Origin of the sequence: Halococcus dombrowskii (genome assembly GCF_022870485.1) — an archaeon.
Classification (GTDB): domain Archaea; phylum Halobacteriota; class Halobacteria; order Halobacteriales; family Halococcaceae; genus Halococcus; species Halococcus morrhuae.
Window position 1 is genome coordinate 165,182 of record NZ_CP095006.1, and the last position, 20,349, is coordinate 185,530.

Annotated in this window: 25 protein-coding genes; 23 read left to right on the top strand and 2 right to left on the bottom strand. The window is 60.2% G+C overall.

What is annotated here, in order from left to right; all coding sequences use genetic code 11:
- Positions 1-15: 15 nt before the first annotated feature.
- From MUK72_RS15085 to MUK72_RS15170, 18 genes are all read left to right on the top strand, one after another.
- Complete coding sequence (locus MUK72_RS15085) at positions 16-504, top strand: hypothetical protein (protein WP_244705934.1); 489 nt, start codon at positions 16-18, stop codon at positions 502-504.
- Positions 505-776: 272 nt separating this feature from the next.
- Complete coding sequence (locus MUK72_RS15090; RefSeq protein WP_244705936.1) at positions 777-941, top strand: hypothetical protein; 165 nt, start codon at positions 777-779, stop codon at positions 939-941.
- Between the two features lie 172 nt (positions 942-1,113).
- Positions 1,114-1,275, top strand: coding sequence for a hypothetical protein (locus MUK72_RS15095; protein ID WP_244705938.1), 162 nt, complete (start codon positions 1,114-1,116; stop codon positions 1,273-1,275).
- Between the two features lie 840 nt (positions 1,276-2,115).
- The gene (locus MUK72_RS15100) at positions 2,116-3,474 is read left to right on the top strand and encodes an SOSS complex subunit B family protein (RefSeq protein WP_244705940.1); all 1,359 of its coding nucleotides are present in this window, start codon (positions 2,116-2,118) and stop codon (positions 3,472-3,474) included.
- 634 nt (positions 3,475-4,108) lie between these two features.
- Complete coding sequence (locus tag MUK72_RS15105; protein WP_244705942.1) at positions 4,109-4,606, top strand: hypothetical protein; 498 nt, start codon at positions 4,109-4,111, stop codon at positions 4,604-4,606.
- 319 nt (positions 4,607-4,925) lie between these two features.
- On the top strand, positions 4,926-5,372 hold the full coding sequence (locus MUK72_RS15110) for an SLOG family protein (protein WP_244705944.1): 447 nt from the start codon (positions 4,926-4,928) through the stop codon (positions 5,370-5,372).
- Positions 5,373-5,502: 130 nt separating this feature from the next.
- Complete coding sequence (locus MUK72_RS15115; protein WP_244705946.1) at positions 5,503-6,084, top strand: metal-dependent hydrolase; 582 nt, start codon at positions 5,503-5,505, stop codon at positions 6,082-6,084.
- Positions 6,085-6,750: 666 nt separating this feature from the next.
- On the top strand, positions 6,751-6,978 hold the full coding sequence (locus MUK72_RS15120) for a hypothetical protein (protein ID WP_244705948.1): 228 nt from the start codon (positions 6,751-6,753) through the stop codon (positions 6,976-6,978).
- A 348-nt stretch (positions 6,979-7,326) separates the two neighbouring features.
- Positions 7,327-8,304, top strand: coding sequence for a replication factor A (locus MUK72_RS15125; protein WP_244705950.1), 978 nt, complete (start codon positions 7,327-7,329; stop codon positions 8,302-8,304).
- Positions 8,305-8,471: 167 nt separating this feature from the next.
- Positions 8,472-9,095, top strand: coding sequence for a nucleic acid-binding protein (locus tag MUK72_RS15130; protein WP_244705952.1), 624 nt, complete (start codon positions 8,472-8,474; stop codon positions 9,093-9,095).
- 202 nt (positions 9,096-9,297) lie between these two features.
- Positions 9,298-9,978, top strand: a complete 681-nt coding sequence (locus tag MUK72_RS15135) for a hypothetical protein (RefSeq protein ID WP_244705954.1) — start codon at positions 9,298-9,300, stop codon at positions 9,976-9,978.
- Complete coding sequence (locus tag MUK72_RS15140; RefSeq protein ID WP_244705956.1) at positions 9,971-10,144, top strand: hypothetical protein; 174 nt, start codon at positions 9,971-9,973, stop codon at positions 10,142-10,144. The genes MUK72_RS15135 and MUK72_RS15140 overlap by 8 nt, the downstream gene beginning before the upstream one ends.
- 566 nt (positions 10,145-10,710) lie before the next feature.
- Positions 10,711-11,409, top strand: coding sequence for a replication factor A (locus tag MUK72_RS15145; RefSeq protein WP_244705958.1), 699 nt, complete (start codon positions 10,711-10,713; stop codon positions 11,407-11,409).
- A gap of 262 nt (positions 11,410-11,671) precedes the next feature.
- On the top strand, positions 11,672-11,848 hold the full coding sequence (locus MUK72_RS15150) for a hypothetical protein (protein ID WP_244705972.1): 177 nt from the start codon (positions 11,672-11,674) through the stop codon (positions 11,846-11,848).
- A gap of 393 nt (positions 11,849-12,241) precedes the next feature.
- Positions 12,242-12,409, top strand: a complete 168-nt coding sequence (locus MUK72_RS15155) for a hypothetical protein (RefSeq protein ID WP_244705973.1) — start codon at positions 12,242-12,244, stop codon at positions 12,407-12,409.
- A complete protein-coding gene (locus MUK72_RS15160) occupies positions 12,406-12,615 on the top strand; it encodes a hypothetical protein (RefSeq protein ID WP_244705975.1) in 210 nt (69 codons plus the stop codon). Before MUK72_RS15155 ends, MUK72_RS15160 begins: the two co-directional genes overlap by 4 nt.
- Before the next feature lie 211 nt (positions 12,616-12,826).
- Positions 12,827-13,318: a hypothetical protein gene (locus MUK72_RS15165; protein WP_244705977.1), complete on the top strand. Its 492-nt coding sequence runs from the start codon at positions 12,827-12,829 to the stop codon at positions 13,316-13,318.
- 420 nt (positions 13,319-13,738) lie between these two features.
- The gene (locus MUK72_RS15170) at positions 13,739-14,473 is read left to right on the top strand and encodes a hypothetical protein (RefSeq protein WP_244705979.1); all 735 of its coding nucleotides are present in this window, start codon (positions 13,739-13,741) and stop codon (positions 14,471-14,473) included.
- A 325-nt stretch (positions 14,474-14,798) separates the two neighbouring features.
- Here the strand turns inward: MUK72_RS15170 and MUK72_RS15175 are convergent, their stop codons facing one another.
- Positions 14,799-15,965 carry an ISH3 family transposase gene (locus tag MUK72_RS15175; RefSeq protein ID WP_004051346.1) on the bottom strand — a complete coding sequence of 389 codons (1,167 nt, stop codon included), beginning with the start codon at positions 15,963-15,965 and terminating at the stop codon, positions 14,799-14,801.
- A gap of 75 nt (positions 15,966-16,040) precedes the next feature.
- Complete coding sequence (locus MUK72_RS15180; RefSeq protein ID WP_244705981.1) at positions 16,041-16,247, bottom strand: hypothetical protein; 207 nt, start codon at positions 16,245-16,247, stop codon at positions 16,041-16,043.
- A 121-nt stretch (positions 16,248-16,368) separates the two neighbouring features.
- On the opposite strand from MUK72_RS15180, the gene MUK72_RS15185 reads away from it, so the two are divergent.
- From MUK72_RS15185 to MUK72_RS15205, 5 genes are all read left to right on the top strand, one after another.
- On the top strand, positions 16,369-17,022 hold the full coding sequence (locus MUK72_RS15185; RefSeq protein ID WP_244705983.1) for a hypothetical protein: 654 nt from the start codon (positions 16,369-16,371) through the stop codon (positions 17,020-17,022).
- Between the two features lie 113 nt (positions 17,023-17,135).
- Entirely contained in the window at positions 17,136-17,375 is a 240-nt protein-coding gene (locus MUK72_RS15190) for a hypothetical protein (RefSeq protein ID WP_244705985.1), read from the top strand.
- Between the two features lie 172 nt (positions 17,376-17,547).
- Entirely contained in the window at positions 17,548-17,796 is a 249-nt protein-coding gene (locus tag MUK72_RS15195) for a hypothetical protein (RefSeq protein ID WP_244705987.1), read from the top strand.
- 73 nt (positions 17,797-17,869) lie between these two features.
- Complete coding sequence (locus MUK72_RS15200) at positions 17,870-18,445, top strand: hypothetical protein (RefSeq protein ID WP_244705989.1); 576 nt, start codon at positions 17,870-17,872, stop codon at positions 18,443-18,445.
- A 211-nt stretch (positions 18,446-18,656) separates the two neighbouring features.
- The gene (locus tag MUK72_RS15205; RefSeq protein WP_244705991.1) at positions 18,657-20,294 is read left to right on the top strand and encodes a spermidine synthase; all 1,638 of its coding nucleotides are present in this window, start codon (positions 18,657-18,659) and stop codon (positions 20,292-20,294) included.
- Positions 20,295-20,349 lie beyond the last annotated feature (55 nt).

Below are 20,349 nucleotides of genomic sequence, written 5' to 3' on the forward strand. Positions count from 1 at the left end.
TGAGGTGTTCGGAAGATGGCCAGCACTCAGCCACCGACGGACGAACAGACACGCAACTGCCCCGACTGCGGCGACGAGATGGACTACGACGTCATCCGCGAACACGGGACCGAATTCGCAACGACGCTCTACCAAGGCTGGTGGTGCAGCAACTGCTCGAAAGGCATGGTCCACTGCGACGACTGCAACAGCCTCCACCACCCGGACTTCGAATGCGCGCCGAAAAAGAAAGCCCGTCTCGAAAACGCACGCGAACAATGGGGCGGGGTCGCAGAAATCCCCCGATACGGGTTCGTCGACATCGACGACTGCGAACTGATCAACGACGACACAGCAGTGTACAGCAAAGACGGTCGCTGTCCGCACTGTGGCGGCGACCTCATCTTCGAACTGCGGCGAAACCCCCGGTTCGCACACCAACGCCCCCATCCCGATCCAGAATACACAGCCATCGCCGAATACTGCTCAGAAATCACCGACGGCTGCTCATACCGACACACCTGATAACCCCTTTTTCCCATGTCTGCGCCCGCACAGCACAGCACAGCACAGTACAGTACAGCACCGCATCGGGTTGGGACTCCCTCCGGTCGTCCCAACCCTGCTCCGGACATCATCTCGTCTCGCCCGTCCCAATCGCCCCGTCTCATCACAGCTCAGCTCAGCTCCTCTCCTCACATCTCGTGTCGCACCACCGAGCCCAGCAAATCGAAGAAGACCGGTGTGTACGCCGCCCCATTTGTCGCACACCCCGAAGGGGTGAGGTGTTCGGAGAGATGAGTACCTACAGCCGTGCCGACGGACGCACAGACGACGAAACATGCCCCAACTGCGGGCACACCGGCGAACCGATCGTCCACGAACAGCGCGTCGACCACGCCGATCCCAGCAACACAGTCCCGGTTCTCGCCCAGTGCGGCGAATGTGGCCACCCGCTCTAACTCCAGACCAATGGACTCCATCACCGATCGCATTCGACGACACGCGACCAGTTCCCAGACACTGACAGACGTCATCATCAACTCCGTTCGCCAACGCTACCGACAGCACATCACCGACTCTGATTCACCGATCGAACAACGACTGAGCGTTCGGTCGCACAGCAACCAGCCAATGGACGAAGAGCTCCTCGACGCTGGCTACGCCGAACTCGGCGACATCGTCCAAGCCTACTGCGATCACCCGCCGGAACTCCAGGACGAATACCTCGACGACATCCATCTCCACCGAAGCTGTAAGTGCGGCACGTACCTCGGACTCGTCGACGACCAGTAACGGCTTCCCGGCTTTTTTTTGACAGCGCTGCAACCGCGGCCGGACGGCGTGTCCGCCCCGCGACCGCGACGCGTGGGACAGACGTCCCACGCTGCTTCCACACTACAGCCTCCTGCCCACCACGACCGCACCGCAACCGAAAAACGCATCGCGCGCGTTCCTCACGCGCGTTCAGCACGACCGCTACCGCCACCGTACCGCCACTGCTACCGCTACCGCGACCGCTGCCAGACCGCGACCGCTGCCGGACCACAACCGCCACTGCTTACCGCTACCGTACCGCTACCGCCACCGTACCGCCACTGCTACCGCTACCGCGACCGCTGCCAGACCGCGACCGCTGCCGGACCACAACCGCCACTGCTTACCGCTACCGTACCGCTACCGCCACCGTACCGCCACTGCTACCGCTACCGTACCGCTACCGCGACCGCTGCCGGACTGCTCCGTACTGCTACCGCTACCGTACCACAACCGCTACTGCTACCGCGACCGCTGCCGGACTGCTCCGTACTGCTACCGCTACCGTACCACAACCGTACTGCTACCGCGACCATACCGTGACCGCTACCGTACCACTACCGCACCAGCTATCCAGGACCGTCTTTTTCCCAAGCATACTCCTTCCGATACGATCTGTTAGTAGGGGCTTCTATAACTCTCTCTGGTCAGTTTTGTCTCGTCCAAGAGGACGGAAGACAGGTGTGTACGAAGCCCCATTTATCGGGCCCCCCGAAGGGGTGAGGGTTTCAAGAGATGAACGTCGTCACAGCAGCGGACGGCGATGCCTCTCCCGTACAAAGAACGGTGAGGGGAGATGAAGCCCTCAAGGTTCTACCAATGAGTAGTGAGAGCTACAGCAGTAAGACGGTTTCGGTCGCACAGGACGACAACGATGCGGGCGCAGAGACGGCCACCGAGCGGTGTGCCACGCGGTTCCGAGAGCGCGGGAACACGAGGACGAACGACCACGTGACGCCGGCAGATGCGTTCACGGCACCAACGAGTGTGACTCAGCGCGAGGGTGAGAGCGGCCTCGGTCGAGACAACATCGCCCTCGACGTGCGCGAGGACGATGAAGGCGGCGTCACCAGCCCGGTTGCGTCACAGGTCGCATCGGACGAGATCCTCGCCCAGGTGGGTGCCACCGAGAGCGGTCAGCCGACGGTGACCTCAAAACAGCGCGAGCTCGACATCGAGACCGAGCAGGGTGAGAACGTCGTCTACATGGGCAACTTCGACTTCGCCGAGACGGACGATGATCCCTACGACTGGACGTGTGCCTTCGACGAGGAACGTCGGACACTCGAACAGGAAGAGCGTGCAGCCGGCGTCGAAGCCGAGTTCGATCGACACCACGACCGTGCTCACGCCGCGCACGAGCGCGGCGAGGAGCCCGAACAGGCCACTGCAGCGGCCACCAAGCGGCTGGCTCAGTCGTGGCTCCCCGACCCTCGCGGGACGACGGTCGAGGAAGTTCGAGAGGAGATGGAGGCCGAGGCGGCGAAGCCCCATCCCCGAGAGCGCACCTCGAAGGAGGTCGCCGGAACGATCTACACGGAGGCCAAGCGCATCCGAGAGCAGTACGCGGAAGCGTGCCCGGATGTGCATCTCATCGCAAAAGACATCGCCCAGCGCGTCGCCGCTGGCGACGAGCTGAACGAGGCGATCCTCGCAGCCGATGAGCACGCTGGCAGTACGAAGCCCATCTCGGGCCAGCGCCAGTACATCGCGAACATCTCGAAGTGGCAGTGGGATGCTACCATCGAGGGCGAAGTCGTCACCCTGTGGGAACCGAACGATCCCGCGAGTCAACAGCAGGTCGGTCTCGTCGATGATGGCTCCGGGCAACAGTGCAAGGTCACGGTCTGGAACAACTCCTACGAGGAGACGATCCTCCACGAGGGTGACCGGGTGCGGATCATCGACGGTGAGCCGGATCGGTACAACGGGCAGCCGACGTTGGCCGTCTCCGGTCGGACCGAGATCCGGGTGCTCGAAGAAGGTGACGGACCAGCGCCCCAGGGGGCGCGCTGGTACAATCCCCCGAGCTTCGACGAGCCATCGATGGAGGAGATCCATCGACGGCGGACCTACCGACACCGGAACCCCGAGCGAGGATTCTCGGCCAACCCGAACGAGCGGTTCGCAAGAGGCGATACCACCATCGGGGTTGAAGAATTCATCAGTTCGGAGTAGCCGTCCACAGCGGTTTTCGGTTTTTTTTGGCGACTCCGACCACCCGCGCTTCGCTCCCGACGGTCGCTCGCGCGTCCTCCCCAGCCTCCTCCCTGCGGGGCGCACTGACGTGCGCCTCCTCGGTCGTCCCTCGCGCGCGGACTGCGCCAAGGCGCAGTCAACGCACGCGCCACCGCTACCGGACCGTTCCGTATCGCTCCGGACTGCTACTGCTACCGCCACTGCCACTGCCACCGCGACCGTACCGTAACCGCTACCGTACCGCTGCCAGACTGCTCCGTACTGCTACCGCTACCGCCACCGTACCACTACTGCTACTGCTACCGCGACCATACCGCGACCGCTGCCAGACCGCTAACCGCTGCCGGACCACTACCGCTGCCGGACCACTACCGCTACTGCTACTGCTACCGCTACTGCTACTGCTACCGCTACTGCTACTGCTACCGCTACCGTACCACTACCGCACCAGCTGTCCAGGACCGTCTATTTCCAAGGATGCTCCTTCCGATACGATCTGTTAGTAGGGGCTTCTACAACTCTCTCCAGTCCGTTTTATCTCGTCCAAGAGGTGGATGACAGGTGTACGCCGCCCCATTTGTCGGAACCCCCGAAGGGGTGAGGTGTTCGAGAGATGAGCAGCACCAGCGCCGACGGCGACGAGGGACAGACTCGTGATTGTCCGGACTGCGGGAGCGAAATGGAGTATGACGTCATCAAGGAGGCCGGCAATGAACAGCAGACGACGCTGTACGAGGGATGGTGGTGTAGCTCCTGCCGGTGCGGGATGGTCGCCTGCGAGCACTGCGATGGTCTGCACCATCCTGACTTCATCTGTGAGCCAGAGCGGAAAGCGCGACTCGAAGCGGCGAAAGAGAAGTACGGCAGTACGGCGAAGGTGCCCGGCCATGGTCTCGTCCCGCTCGAGGAGTGCGAGACGATCGGCAAGGGGACACCCGTCTACATCATCGACGATGGGTGCCCCGAAGACGACTGCGACGGCGATCTCGTCTTCGAGATGGTGAAGACAAGCGACTTCGCGAAGGGGCGGCGACCCGAGGCCGAGTATCAACCGATCTGTGATTACTGCTCGAAGTTCGATGACGGCGAGTGTAGCCACCGGCGGCCGTGACGGCGCGGGGTTCCTTTTTTGGTGCGTGTCGACCACCCGCGCTTCGCTCCCTGCGGTCGCTCGCGCGTCCTCCCCAGCCTCCTCCCTGCGGGGCGCACGTTGTGCGCCTCCTCGGTCGTCCCTCGCGCGCGGACTGCGCCAAGGCGCAGTCACGCACGCGCCGCCGCTACCACCGGGTCCTACTACTACTGCTATCACTGCCACGACCGCTACTACTCCTACTTCCACGATGGTTGTCGAGTACAACTACGAGGGTGGACGACCGGTGTGTACGCCGCCCCATTTGTCGCACACCCCGAAGGGGTGAGGTGTTCGAAAGATGGTGACCAACTCCAGCGCCGACGGCGACGGTGCTCGCTCGCAAACCACCCACGCCCCTGACGGTCTCTCGGTGATCGTCGCCGGGTCGCGATCGATTCTCGACTGTCTCTCGCCGGACGGCCAGCGCCGGATCGTTGCCGAAGCCATCGACGAATCCGGCTTCCCGGTTGCGGAAGTCGTCTCGGGGACGGCTCGTGGCGTCGATCAGCTCGGCGAAGATTGGGCCGACGAACACGGTATCCCAGTCGAGCGCTTCCCTGCCGATTGGGATACCCACGGTCGATCAGCAGGCCCCATCCGTAACGAGGAGATGGCCGAGTACGCCGACGCCCTCGTGGCCATCCACGTCAACGACTCGCGCGGGACGGCGGACATGATCGACACCGGACGCGAGCTGCTTGGACGGGATCGCGTCCACCGGGTGCCGGTCACGGCCAGCGAGTGAGGCTCCCGGTTCCGAGAGGAAGGATGCAAGAGAGACGAACAGACGAGAACGCGAGCGCTACGCGACTCGATGAAGACCGCTGTGGTGCAGCCCGATTTGTTTCCCCCCAGAGGGGTGAGGTGTTCAAGAGATGAGTTCAAAAACCGCTAACCAGCAGATGGTCGCAGCCGTACAGAGTGGACCGAACACGACACCGCGCTTGACAGCAACTCTCGGCGCGCTGCTAGCGTACGCGCCGTTCGGCTGGTGGATCGCCGACGCCTATCCAGCCTTCGCCGTCGCGGGCGGCATCGCTGCAGTGGGCGTCGCCAGCATCCCCGACAAGCTGAGCCCGTGGATCATCCCCGACGAGTGGACGCACTCGCTGCTGGGTGCCGCTGCCGTCGGTGGACTGGTAGCCGCCGCCGGCTGGCTGATCGCCGACAACATCGTCATCTACGCAGGCTCACGAATCGTTACTTCAGAAGCAGCAGCACAGTACGGCTTCGCCGTCGGCGGGCTGGCTGCGTACGGTCACATCCTTGCCGATGGACTCACTGCGACTGATGTCCGGCCGCTGTGGCCGATCTCGGAACGTGAAGGCTCTCTCGATCTGCCCGCGCTGGTCGATCCTCGAAACAACGACGGACGGATCAATCTCGTCGGGACGATCGTCATCGTCGCACTCGCCGTTGGCGTGATGTCATCGACAGTGACTGCAACGATGTTGTGAGATCGCCCCAGCTTTTTTGTTGAGTGTGCGGCCACCCGCGCCCTCGCTTCGCGTCGGGCGCGTCCTCCCCATCCTCCTCCCTGCGGGGCGCACTCACAAGGAGTGCGCCTCCTCGGTCGTCCCTCGCGCGCGGACTGCGCCTGGCGGCGCAGTCACGCACGCGCCACCGCTACCGCTACCGGACCGTTCCATATCGCTCCGTACTGCTACCGCGACCGCTGCCAGACCGCTAACCGCTGCCAGACCACTACTGCTACCGCTACCGCCACTGCCACCGCTACCGCGACCGTACCGTAACCGCCACCGTACCGCTGCCGGACTGCTCCGTACTGCTACCGCTACCGCCACCGTACCACTACTGCTACCGCTACCGTACCACAACCGCTACTGCTACCGCGACCATACCGTGACCGCTACTGCTACTGCCACCGTACCGCGACCGCTGGCAGACCGCTACCGCTACCGTACTGCTACCGCGACCGAGACCGTACCACTACCGCACCAGCTGTCCAGGGGGCATCTTTTTCCAATCATACTACTCTCGGTGCGATCTGTTAGTAGGGGCTTCTACAACTCTCCAGTCGGTTTGTCTCGTCCAAGAGGTGGATGACAGGTGTACGCCACGCCCCATTTGTCACACCCCCAAAGGGGTGAGGGTTTCGAGAGATGACCGTCGTCGTGACAGCGGCAGACAGCGACGCCTCTCCCGTGCAAAGAACGGTGAGGGGAGATGAAGCCCTCAGGTCTAATCCAATGAGCAGTGAGAGCTACAGCGCTAAGACGGTTGCGGTGATGACCGACGAACAGACCGGACGAACGTTCGACAGCGACCACGAGCCAGTCGTCGACCTCGAAGAAGATATCGTCGGTAGCAAGAATCATCTCCTCGGTTAAGCCGTCGTCTCTCCCCTTTTTGGCAGTGGTGCAACCGCGGCCGGACGGTGTGTTCGCCCCGCAACCGCGACGCGTGGGACAGACGTCCCACGCTGTTTCCGCACCCGCGACCGCCGTTTTTCCTCCCCGAAGGGGTGAGGGGGCCACGACCCCCCGCGGACGTACCGACAGTCGATCCTGGTGTCTGATCAGGTCGATTGCCGCTGAGTCGAGGCGGGTTCAGTCGAGATCGTCGCATTCCGTTCCGCGTCCGCTCGGCAGTTTTGTTTCCCCTACGGGGGTGCAGGGGTCGAGAGCACACACGAAGCGTGACTCGGCCCGTCCAGTCGAAGTCAGAGGGAGTTCACAATGTCTGTGACCGAAACCAGTCAGTCGATCGAGGAACAGTTCCAGAACAACGCCGGTATCGAGGTCGATAGCGACGAGGTCGAACAGCGAGTGAGCACGCTGGTACACGAGTACATGGTGCCCGAGGATGAAGCACGTCGGAGCGTCGTCACGCACCTACTCGATGAACACGACATCGAGCGTGACGCGTTCTACGCTCAGTCGGGGTCGGGGAACGATCTCGTGGCGTGTGGCGACATCGACAAGCCCGAGTTGTGGATCGACGTGCGCGCCGAGGTCGTCCAGCTGTGGGAGCCCAAGAGCGATTCCATCGCACAGGTCGGCCTGCTCGCCGACGAATCCGGCACGGTGAAGTTCGTCTCGTGGGCAACCTCGGACCTGCCGGAGCTCGAAGAAGGTGAAACATACGCGCTCGAAAACGTCGTCACCGATGAGTACGACGGCCGCTATTCGGTGAAGCTGAACAAGACGACCGAGATCGAGCATCTCGACGAGGAGATCGACACTGACAACGACGACTACGGGTCGGAGTCGGTCACCAGTGAAGGTGCGCTGGTGGCGATTCGCCCGGGCAGTGGGCTGATCAAGCGTTGCACTCGTGACGACTGCACGCGCGTCCTCAACGATGGTCGGTGCTCCGAGCACGGCGAGGTCGAAGGTGAGTTCGACATGCGGATCAAGGGCGTCCTCGATGACGGTCAGGAGGCCGAACCCGTCATCTTCGATCTGGAGGCCACCGAGGACATCACGGGTTGGTCGCTCGAAAAGGCGACCGACGCCGCGATGGACGTGCTCGACACCTCGGTCGTCGCCGACGAGTTCCGTTCCATGCTCGTGGGGCGGTACTACGAGATCGAAGGACCGGAGATCGGCGAGTATCACCTCGTGAACGAATGCGAGGAGATCGGTGAGGATGTCGCGTTCGAGGCAGATGCGGCCCACATGCTCAACGAGCACTTCGGCGCAGAGATGGCCTAACCAGATCGGACCAGATCAGGCCATCGCTCACGATCGGTGGACGCACCGTGCCGACCGCGCCGTGACGGCGACGGTCCGCAATTTTTCACCCCCGTAGGGGTGCAGGGGCGAGAGCAACGTGGAGTTGTGCCGTGTAGCGTTGTGCCCCAATCGAGATTCGATCAATCATGAGTTCGAGTGCAAGCAGTCCCAACGACGGTCGTACTGACAGAGAACCAGCCAAGCGCGCGTTCGCCGAGGAGTTCGCCGATGCCACGGAGCTGTTCCAGGAGTCCGACGACGAGCGAGCGCCGAAGTACGCAGTGCTGCCGACCGGCCAGCGTGCAAACCGGATGTTCGCCGTCGGAGCACTACTCGAAGCCGAAAACCTCGCCAAGAGCGGCAATGACGAGTATTGGCAGGGACGCGTGGTCGATCCGACGGGGACGTTCTTCGTCTACGCCGGGCAGTATCAGCCCGAAGCGATGGCAGCACTGCGCTCGATCGGGCCGCCCGAGTACGTCGCAGTGGTCGGGAAGCCGCGGAGCTACGAGAACGACAATGGCGAGGTGCTCACGTCGCTGACGCCCGAGTCGATCACCGTCGTGCCCGAGGCTGCCCGTGACCAATGGGTCGTCGAGACGGCCGACCACACGATGGCACGACTCGACGAATTCGCCGAGGGTCCAGGAGCCAGTCCCGACGCCGACCGAGCGCGCGAGGCATACGGTGACGGTATCGAAGAGTACGAGGTAGCAGCCAAGGAAGCGCTCGCCCAGGTCGCCGACATCGAACTGGCCGACGCCGAGTAGATCGAGACCCCCTTTTTTGGTGTTTGACCACCCGCGCGCCTCTGGCGCGCGTCCTCCCCAACCGACTCGCTCTCTCTGCACCGCCCGAGCGAGTCCCTCGCGCGCGGACTGCGCCAAGGCGCAGTCACGCACGCGCCGCCGCTACAGCGACCATACCGCCAGCCATTTTGTGATCACCCCGAAGGAGTGAGATGATCGAGAGATGAGCGAGAAAGAGAACCCGTCCTCGGGGATGCAAGAGGACAATTCAGACGTGCAGCCATACGTCGATGCGGCCGACCGGATCGAACGCACGCTGGACGCTCAAATACAGAAAATCCAAGACGTGGACTCGCGAGCAGGCTTCATAACGCGGTTAGTCGCCATCTTGCTCGGGGTCATAGTGTCAGTCGTATCGGTCCTCGTCACGCTAAGTGCGAATGATGGCGGCACGATCTTGCCACTCTCAAATGTGACCGCAGCGGCAGGGATCATCGCATCACTTGGATTGCTGGGGGCAATGGTGATGGGGATTATCACCTATCTCAGCAGTCGTCAGGCAGCTGGCCTCGGTCACGAAACAGCAGATATGTTGAGCGAACCAGAATTCCAGATTGCGATGGAGGACCATCTCAAGACGACGTTGGCCGCGTACGATGTTGCACTCCAAACAAACGAACGGATCATCAAGATGAACGCGATCCGGCTTCGATACACGCTGACGCTACTCGTGATCGGTGTCGTCTACGGAACAGTTACGGCGGCATCCCTCGTCGTCGGGGCCGGTGGAGTAAGTGTAACCCTGCTAATCGTCACGACTATCGTAATGGGAACTGTCGTGTGGTACATCATCACAGGAAAGTACAAACCCAAGCAGCCACAAGTAGAGGACATCAATGAGTGAATCAACGGAAGCACCGACCGAGAAGGTAGAAGAAAAATCGGAAGCCTCAACGCGAACTCGCGAGGAAATAGAAGAGGAAACTGGAGGGGTCGTTGAGACTGAACACGGGAAACGGTACAGGATCCAGATCATCTCGAACAGTGGCGATGAGCCGTCAACCATTTGAGATCGATTCTTTGCTCGGTCCAGCTCGTTTATCCTCTTTGATCGATAGTTGAAACGGACCAAATCCGAAAGCGGCCTCGCGAGGCGTCTCCGCGCGGTCGAAGGATTCGGATCGGAGGCCGCGACCCTCGGTTCCGGGTTTTGTGCGTGCTTTCAACTACTGTTCTCAGCTTTGCACGTTGGAGATCCAACATATTTTGGAGGGGAATAGACGTCCGAGGCGTTCTACTGATGTCTCACTGAGAGCGACCGTGTCACGAGTTGTGTTTGATCAGGTGGGTTTGCTGTGATTCAGTCGAATCGTGGCCGATACGGCGCTCGTACGATCGCCGAATTTCGGTTCCAACTGGCTGCCGTACGGTAATTCATATCACCTGCCCAACGTACAAAGCTGAGTACTGTTGATAAGTGCGACCACCCACGCTTCGCTCCCTCCGGTCATCCCTCCACGCGGCTGACGAGCAGCACCAGACTGCAACCCCCGCGAACCGCTCAGCGATTTATTTCCCCCAGAAGGGGTGCAGGGTCGAGAGAAACGAACTTCGGCCCACTCGGAGAGTTCGAACAATGTCTACGGAATCCAAGCAGTTGGCCGGTGAGGCACAGGCTCAGAACAACGCGGAAAACGGTGGGAGCGGTGTCGACTACCCGACAGGGTGTGCGGCGATCAATAGCACTGGCCGGTGGGTCGACATGGAAGTCGAAGTCCTCGAACTGTGGGACTACAGTTCGGTGGATGCAATCGCCCAGGGCGGTCTGCTCGGCGATTCTTCCGGATACATCCGATTCGTCACGTGGGCGTCGTCGGATCTCGATGCACTCGAAGAGGGTCAGTCGTACGCACTGGAGAGCGTCGTCACTGGTGAATTCGACGGCAACTACACGGTGAAGCTCAATTCGGAAACCAAAATCGCGGAGATCACCGGGCCGGCTGCTGAGCGCGAACAGCTCGCTGCTGGTGGCGACACTGCCGTGGCGCTGGGAACGATCGATTCGGCCGACAACTGGATCGACATCAAGGCCGAAGTCGACCAGCTGTGGGAGCCGTCCACCGACAGTATCGCCCAAGCCGGGCTGCTCTCAAGCCGCTCCGGATCGCTCAAATTCGTCTCGTGGATCACTTCGGATCTGTCCGACCTCGAAGAAGGAGAAACGTACAAGCTCGAAAACGTCGTGACTGACGAATACGAGGGACGGTACTCGGTGAAGCTCACCACTGAAACCGAGATCGAGCATCTGGACGGCGTGCTCGCGGTGACCAAGTAACGGCCAGGTTCTATCGATCCAGTCTTTTTTTGGTGTTCGGCCACTCGCGCGCCTTCGGCGCGCGTCCTCCCCAGCCTCCTCCCTGCGGGGCGCACTCACGAGGAGTGCGCCTCCTCGGTCGTCCCTCGCGCGCGGACTGCGCCAAGGCGCAGTCACGCACGCGCCGCCGCTCCGACTGCTGCCTTTCAGATACAAGCGGAGAGAAGACCGACGTGTTCCGCCGCCGATTTGTTTCCCCAGAAGGGGTGAGGTGTCCGAAGGTATGACTGATACGAGCGACGACAGCCAGCACGCCACGCAACGCACGCACACTGTGAGTCAGGACGGGTTCGAGGCCAACTTCGATCTCGTCGATTGTAGCGAGTGTGGCAAACAATTCAATCTCGGGGCGCAATCGTATTACGGATCCCGTTGTCCCAGTTGTCGCACCGACGACTGAGCGACTCGTTCAGGCGCAGTCTCGCACGCGCCACCGCTGGTACAGCCACTACAGAACAAAGCGGCGGTCGCAGAGGCGGTCGGAGCGGTGTGGTGAGCAGTGGTCGCGGAATCGATGCCACGGATGTCAACCTAACTGGGGCCAACAATCCCCAATATATCAGACTAGCCGAGGGAAAGAATTCCCGAGACTTTCGTTTTCCATACCACTGCTTGGGTGCGATTACAAAAACGTACTATTTGATTACTATCAGATGACAGTACGACCTTCATTCCGACACAGAACCACAGCGCACTCGCACCACCAACCGCGACTGCCACCGCAACAGCACCGCAACAGCATCGCTCCCGCCTGCTGATTTTTCGATTCCCGAAAGAGTGAGGTGTTCGAGAGATGGTTCAACAGCGTAGTCGACAAGTCAGTGAACAGCAACGAAATCGATTGGCAGCGTGGGAGATGGAACACGGCCATCTCCTCGAACGCGACGCTGATCTGGTCGAGACCTACGCGACGGGCTCAGAGAGCGACCGTGGGGAACGAGACGGAGGTGCGGGCCGATGATGCACGCTGCCGGGTTCGACCACGCAAACGACGTTCTGCCCGCCGGTCCCGACGATCCCGCGGCGACCGGCGACCCGACCTCGTTTCGCCTCGAAGACGACATTGAGGTCCTGTACGTGCCTGGCGATCTCGACTACTGGGAGGAAATCGACCGACCCTCGCCGTCACCGGCTTCAAGGCGGGGACCAAGCATTGGTCCTGAGTAGCCAATACGTTCCAGGTCGACTGGCCGAGAGTGTCCAACGGTCGGCGTGGTCGTCGCCTGACCTTATGTAACAGTCAGCCTTTTCAACGATCGGCAGGCGTTACATAAGACAGAAAGAGCGGATGCACACCCACCGAAAATCGAACGCTGGCAGCCGCTGCGTTCCGCGGTAGGTTTTATTCACCCCAGAGCGGTGAGGTGAGACAAACACGATGAATGGCGCAGACCAGTCCAGTGGCGTCGAAGCACAACTGTGGTCGCGGCCGCAGCACGCGGTCGCCTACCAAGAAGCGAGAGCAGTGCTGAACGCCCAGCAACAACGCCAGGCCAATCTTGATGACAAGGCGCTCCGAACGGCTCGTCTGACGACGGTTATCGTCAGCGCACTCATCACCGTGATAGAAGCGTTCAATGTGAGCGTGGTCCAGCCAATGGGGTATATCGGGATTGTGCTCTTGGTAGTGTCATTCGGTGTCGGGCTGGCTGTGTACAGCGTATCAGCGCCGATCCTCGGGCCGAACGCGGATGGAGTTGAAGAACTTGTTGAAACCGACGAAGGATGGGAAGAAATATTCCTCTCCCAACTGGAAGCAGCGATCAGCACGAACACTGATCGGCTGGACCGGAGTTCGTCCCTGCTCCTCATCAGCGATGTTTCGCTGTTCGTTGGCGTGATACTCACCCTCGCCGCAATAGCCATATAACCATGGACCCATTACAACCACACATGAGCGACAGTACGGATCACGAATCGTCACTCTCAATCGAGGAGTGGGGTGCAACTTGGGGGTCCCCGAGTCGCATGGTCCGCCGCTGGATACATCGGCTTCGGAACGGGAAGCAAGACCCTCACAACGGCACCAACCAATCGGAAACCGATTCGAAGTAGTTCAAGTTGGCTACTGAGCGAGCAGTGATCGGCACACCTTATTGTTGCATCACTCACACCGTTGAGTAGTTTTCTATAGTGACCACCTGCGCCTTCGGCGCGTCCTCCCCAGCCGACTCGCTCGAACGGCGCGGAAAGAGCGAGTCTTTCGCGCACGTTGCTTGCGCGCCACTGCAAGCCCTTCTGCAACGTGTACCCCCAATTTACTTGTCTTGGAGTGGTGAGAAACAACATCATGACTGACACACCACAAGATGAAGTTGAGTCGCAACCTGTGAACGCCGAGGTCTACGCTGACGCCAATGACCGGCTTGAGAACACACTCGAAGCCCAACAACAGCAGATTGTCGATATCAATTCACAGCGACAAACCGTGTTGAAGTTCGCACCAGTCTTTCTTGCGTTACTCATCTCTGCAACATCAGCCCTGTTAGCATATTCTACTGGACAGGTCTGGAGTATACTAGCGAATAGAATCCTTATCGTCAGTAGCGCTATCATAGCTACGCTCAGTTTTGTCGGAGCGATGGTCGCTGCGCTTTTCAGTAACCTTGACGAGAACCAAGAGCCGGGGTTTGTGCCGCACGCAATCCGGCTTACGGAATCAGATTATAATCCAGATCTCGTTGCTCATCTTCAGCAAACAACCTGTGACTATGTGGAAACTGTGAAGGCTAACCAGCAGCGTATTGATGAAAAAACCAAATGGCTTCAAAGGGCGTTGCTTGGTGAGATTTCCGGGGTCATTTTTTCCACGGTCACTATCGCGACCGTACTACCTGTTGGCATATCGGCAAAGGCGCAATTATTTGTTCCCGCTCTGGGGATAGTGCTTCTTATCGCTGGGCTCACCCGTTACAAATCTAGCAATAGTGACCCCAATGAAACCGTGTCCACTAGTACAGCGCTAGAAGGGGACAATAACGAAGCTGAAGATAACAAGACCAAAAAGCAACCTATAGAGGAATAATCTACGAGTTGGGAATTGTCATGTCAACAACGCTCTCGTTCAGAAGCCCTTTAAATAGATGATCGGCAGAATCAATCAATATTCACCTCGACACAGCCATTTCTCGCCGAAGCACGCAACCCTCGGGCTGGACAATCATCAGTACCTCGCAAAGCTCGTCGGCTGACTGCTTCTGAGATGTGAGTTCGATGGAGAAACCGGTGCCGAGCAACTGTTGGGAAGGACGATTCGGCATGGAGAGCATCGAGCCTGTCGCAGTCGGCGGCGGAACGCCGCCGACGCGACGGCGTTGCCACTCGACAAGCGGGCAGTCCTGATCGGTGGATTAGCGCTTGAAGCGCTCGTCAGGTGGCTTGTTCGCGGGGACGGCCCGGCGTACGTCGAGGGCCGTCCACGCTGCCCGCGTCACCATGCGGATGAACTCCTCGAACGACCATTCCCACAGGCGACGCCCGCCACGGCGGGGCGTCGCCACGTACTCCCAGTGCAAATACCGCCAGGCGTTTTGGAAGAGCAGACTGATCACGACGAACAGCAGCCGTTGCGTCGGATCAGTCGTTGTCGTCGAAATCGTTGTCTTCTCCGCGAGGCGGTAGCTCGATTCGATGCCGAACCGACGGCTGTAGTAGGTCCGCGCCTGTGAGGGCGTCTCGATGAACGGCGCGTCCACGGCGTAGCCGTGACGCGCCACGCCGTGCTCGTCGTACCGACCGTTCTGGTACGTACAGTCGATGTAGACAGGGAATTCGACGGTCCACTCGTGACCGTCGAATCCCGTTTCGAGGTCGTGAGTGATGGTCCGACTCCACCCCTGACGAAGCTCCGTCTTGATCGCCGCTCCCCACTTGATGATCGGAACGACGTAGGCGTAGTTGTGCGCGTGCAGTAGCGTGAGACACTTGCCGTCGTAGAACTCCGAATCGAGATAGACAGCCTTGACCTCGAGGTCAAGGCCTTCGAGAAGACCGAGGAACTCCGCGAGGACACTGCTGGCGGTGTCGCCGTCTTCGAGACGGCGCACCGCCAGCGTGTAGCGTTTGTTCCGGACGCGTGCGTAGAGCGTGGCGTAGGCGTGGAACGCGGTCGTGCCGCGTTTGGCTTCAGAATGATAGAGGCCCTCGGTTTCGTCTTCATCACCGTAGTAGGGCCGCAGGTGGAGGTCAACGACGACCTCCACCTGCTCGGGAAGAAGTTCGAGCACATCGCGTTGGAGCAGGAGATTCCCGACGGAAGCGACGTCGTTGAGATCGAACTTCGTACGGAGATGGTGGAGGACGTCAGTGCCGGAGGGAGCGTCTTCGCTATGCTTGCAGAGCGAGGAGATGGAGGTCCCGTCGGCGCACGCGCCGACGAGGACCTCGAAGATGTCGTCAGGGTCGATTTCAGCGTTCTCGCCGAGAGTGAGGGAGAACGCGCCAGTGAGAGTATTGACGAGGAAATTAAGGAGCTGGTCCTCGTGGATTTCATCGTCTGCTTGCTGTTTTGTGGTCACATCTCCAGCAAGCAGACGTCGCCACTAACCGGCTTTGCGAGGTACTGATCATCGATAACGATGGTGCTTACAGTCTCAACCGACCCACTCGGTGCCCGGTTTTTTCTCGCACCGTTTGACGAATGGGTGGCTACGTTTCGCATCGATCGCGATCGCTATCTGATCGAAGCGGACTATTTTCCTGAGGGTATCCCCGACGGCCAGCAGGATCACCGACGGTCTAGGCGTCCCATTGCGGGTGTCCGCGCTGTTCGATGATTCCACCGATGAGTCGCCGTCCATTCCCGTGTGGCTCGCTGGTTCACCTCGTTCGTCCCCACCAAAGGGACTCGCTGCCGACACGGCCACCTCAGGACGGGACGAGGTGGCGCTCGATAATGTATCCGATACGGTCGCTCGGTTGATGACCTGGATCGATCCCGAACACGACTTCACCGCCTTCCCGGTGCCACCGCTGCGCTCGCCCGCTGCACACATCCACCTCCAGCAGATGGACGTCGACCGCGAGACACACGCCCGGACAGTCGTCGAACGACTCTCGCCGCCGGTCGAAGCACTCGTCCCACTCGAAACAGGCCACCGGGTACTGGCGGTCGAATCCCTCCCCGATGTCACCGCCCGCGGCAAGCCGCACGACGCGACAACGTGGGACTGCTATAGCGATCAGTTACGTCCGGGCGAGTACCTGGGCATCCACCTGACGGAAGCTCCTGAAAGACGACTGGAAACGCTCCGCGAGCGGGGATTTGATCGTAGGGAAGCCGACGCCCCCGGGTCTGACGTTGCTGACGCTCGTTGGAACGTGCTCCATTGTTGGATCCACGCGCCGGATATGGGGGAATGGAATGGGCTTTCTGGCAGTCTGTCGGCTGTCGTCATGGCACTACCACGCCCGTACACGCTCGTCGGGTCGTACACGGTCGCTCCCGACGGAACACGGCTCACCTACGAAACGGAGTTGATGGTCGAGTACGACGCCTACCGAGCAGCACTCGCAGCAACGCCAACGGCGATTGCGCCGACGCACACCACCGATACACTACTCGGAACAGGATGAACGGTGGTACGAAACAGCAGTCGCAGTGTCGACAGGCTCGGATATCGCTCTCGGTGCCGGTAACGGGCCGCATAGCCCGTTTTTCTTTCCCAGAGGGGTGGGGTGTTCGAAGGATGGAGATTCGCCAACTCGCACTCGAAGACGCGTACCGAGAGTTGAACAACATCGTCGGTGTCGTCGTGGTGACCACCGATGGGCCCGGAAGCTTCTGTGTCGAACACAAGGACGCTCAAGACGCCATCGAGGAGTTCCTCAACGGCACGACGTGGGCGATCATCGAGACGACCGATCTCGCCGGGCAGTACCCACGAGCATACGTCGGGTCGCCAACGGAACACCGGGAGGAGGGATGATGAGTGGGACTCGATCCAAACCTTCGACGTTTGGCTGTGCGTTCTGTGAATTCGAGGACTCGCCGCAAATGCTCAAAGCGCATCTACTGGACGAACACGCCGTCGAAATAGCGAGTCGGCACTGGGCCACGCATATCCAGCGAGTCCAACCCACCGAGGAGGTCGCAGACCGATGAGCGAAGTCGGAGATTCCCGCCACTCGCGGCTCTGTCCGGATCACCGACGGGGCCACGTCTCATCGGGGATGTGTACTGCTTGCGCACAGGCCCGACGCATCGCCGAGCTGGAACAGACCGTCGAGCGACTGGCAGCGAGCATTGTGGAACTGGAGGGGAACGACGAGACGGAGACGACAGCACAGGAGACACGATCGGATCGGTCCGACACAGATCCACCGAAACAATCATCTAGTGTGCTGTGAAAACAACTGGCACCGACAGTTCGCCCGAAAGGAGTTCACTGAAATGACTGATTCTGTTCGTCCATCTGCATTCGTGGGTGACATTGAACGCGTGGCTGTCGATGTCGAAGGTGTGCTCGCAGCATCCCACGCACGGCTCTGCACAGTGCACAACAATCGATACGATACCACCTACACTGAGACGGATATCGGCCACTGGGACTGGGTCGTCGACGAGATCGGCTTCGAGGAGTTCATGGCGATCACCGACGAGGCATGGCGCGAGGAAGACTGTGGCGCGTCCATCGAAGCGTATGGCGACGTTGCGATGCTGGCCAACGCGCTCGACCGTCTCAGAGAACGATTCACCGTCGATGTGGTGACTGCGCGAACCGGTGTCGACGACGCGATCCAAGCGTGGCTCGCCGAGCGCGACATTGAATACAACACCTTCCACTCGCTCCCGCACACCGAGACGAAGGCAGCGTTGGGCTACGATGCCTACATCGACGACAAGCCGGGCCTTGCCGACAGGCTCGCCGCTGACCAATGCCAGTATCTCGTTAAACAGCCGTGGAACCGAGCAGCCTGGAGGCACAGGTGGACTATTGCGGTCGCATCGGTCGTCGAAGCAGTTGATCGTCTACTCGCGAACACTGGCGAATTGTGATGGCGGTGTGGAAAGCGGCGGTCGCGGGAGCAGCAGTGGTGCGGAGCGAGAGCGCGGGGCAGAAAGCAAGAGTGGGCCGTTGCAGCGACGGTTCTGTGATCCATTGAAAAGTTGCTGAGGTCAACAAATTAAGTGTGCAGAGAGCGCACAAAGCGCATACGAAACCTTGTCCAGAACCTATCATGACTAGCAATAACCGCCGGCCCTGACCATGGTTCCCGAATTCTCCATCAACACCGACGATGTCCTGCCGTTCAACTGGCGGGCGGAAACAGCAGTGTTCGCATCCGGAGTCACCTCGATGGGTCTCGAAGTCCTCGCTGGCCGAGTCATCGCCCCTGTGTTCGGCAACTCCGTCTACACGTGGGGTGGTGTCCTCGGAGTGTTCATGATCGCTCTTGGTGTCGGGTACTGGCTCGGCGGCAAACGAGCCCACGAGCATGCTTCGAAAATCGCGCTCACGAAGATCCTCACCTACTCCGTCATCACGATCGGCGTCATGAGCGCGGTGTACGAACAGGTCGTGCAGGTGAGCGCTCTACTCCCGATCCCCGCCATCTATGCGCCGATCATTCCACTCACGATCCTATTCGGGCCGCCGACGTTCTTGCTGGGATTCATCAGTCCGTATGCAGCCGAACTGAGCGAAGCTCGGAGTACGGGCGAAGCTTCAGGGCGTGTCTACTCCCTTGGGACGGTCGGCAGTATCTTCGGTGCATTCCTGACCACGTACGGTCTCGTCCCGTATCTGTCGGTGCTCTGGATTCAGATTCTCTTCGCCGGCTCGCTGGTCGTCGTCGCACTCGCGATCTCGTATCCGCCCTCGGTTCGTTCGCTTGCACGGGTCGGGCTGGCGGTCGTCATCGTGATCTTCGCCGCCGGGTTTACGCCGGCCACCGCAACCTCCGGCAACACCGTCTACGAAACTGAAACGCCGTATCAGCACCTGCGTATCGCTGACGATGACGGTGTGCGAACGATGTATCTCAACGACCATCCCCAAAGTGCGATGTATCTCGATAACCGGTCGGGGTACGTTTGGGACTACGAATCCTACGCCCACCTCAGCCACCTCTATCGGCAAGCAGACAGCGTTGATCGAGTGCTCGTCATCGGTGGCGCAGGCTTTTCGATCCCGAAGCGGTTTCTCGCCGAATATCCCAACGTGACCGTCGATGTCGTCGAGCTCGACCCAGAAGTCGTGAATGCAGCGAAAACCCACTTCAACGTGACCAACTCCCCTCGGCTCAACATCTATACGCAAGATGGGCGACGCTACCTTCGGAACACAAACCACACCTACGACGCCATCGTGCTCGATGCATATCAGAAAAACAATGTCCCGTTCCATCTGACGACGGTCGGGTTCATGCAGCTGGTATCCGAGCGACTGGATGAACGCGGCGTGTTCATCCAGAATATCATCTCAGCAACTGAAGGGCCTCGCTCGAAGTTCATGCGCAGCGAGTTCAAGACCGTCCAACGGGTGTTCCCCTCCGCAGAGATCTATCCCACCAGAACGACGCCGCGAGCCGTCCAGAACGTGATGGTCGCCGCCACGAAGGGGCCAGACATGACGCAAGCAGAATTACAGCATCGGAGTCAACAACGGTCCATTGGGATCGATCTCTCACAGGAGGTGCAGCAGTATCGCGGGCCGGGAACAGTTACGACCACAGATGTACCCGTTCTCCGCGACGGGGATGCTCCAGTCGACCGCTTAACAGGGCCGCTGTACGACCAACCGTACGTGGTCCAGCAAACAAACGCCAGCCGGAATCGCCAATCTCCAGCCCAGATTCAGACCATCAATGCGGCGGCGAGCAATCCGATACCGCTGAAGAACTGAAGAGGAAAGCCGCACCGAAGCCTCGCCAATTCCTGTAGAACAGCGTTGTTTTTCT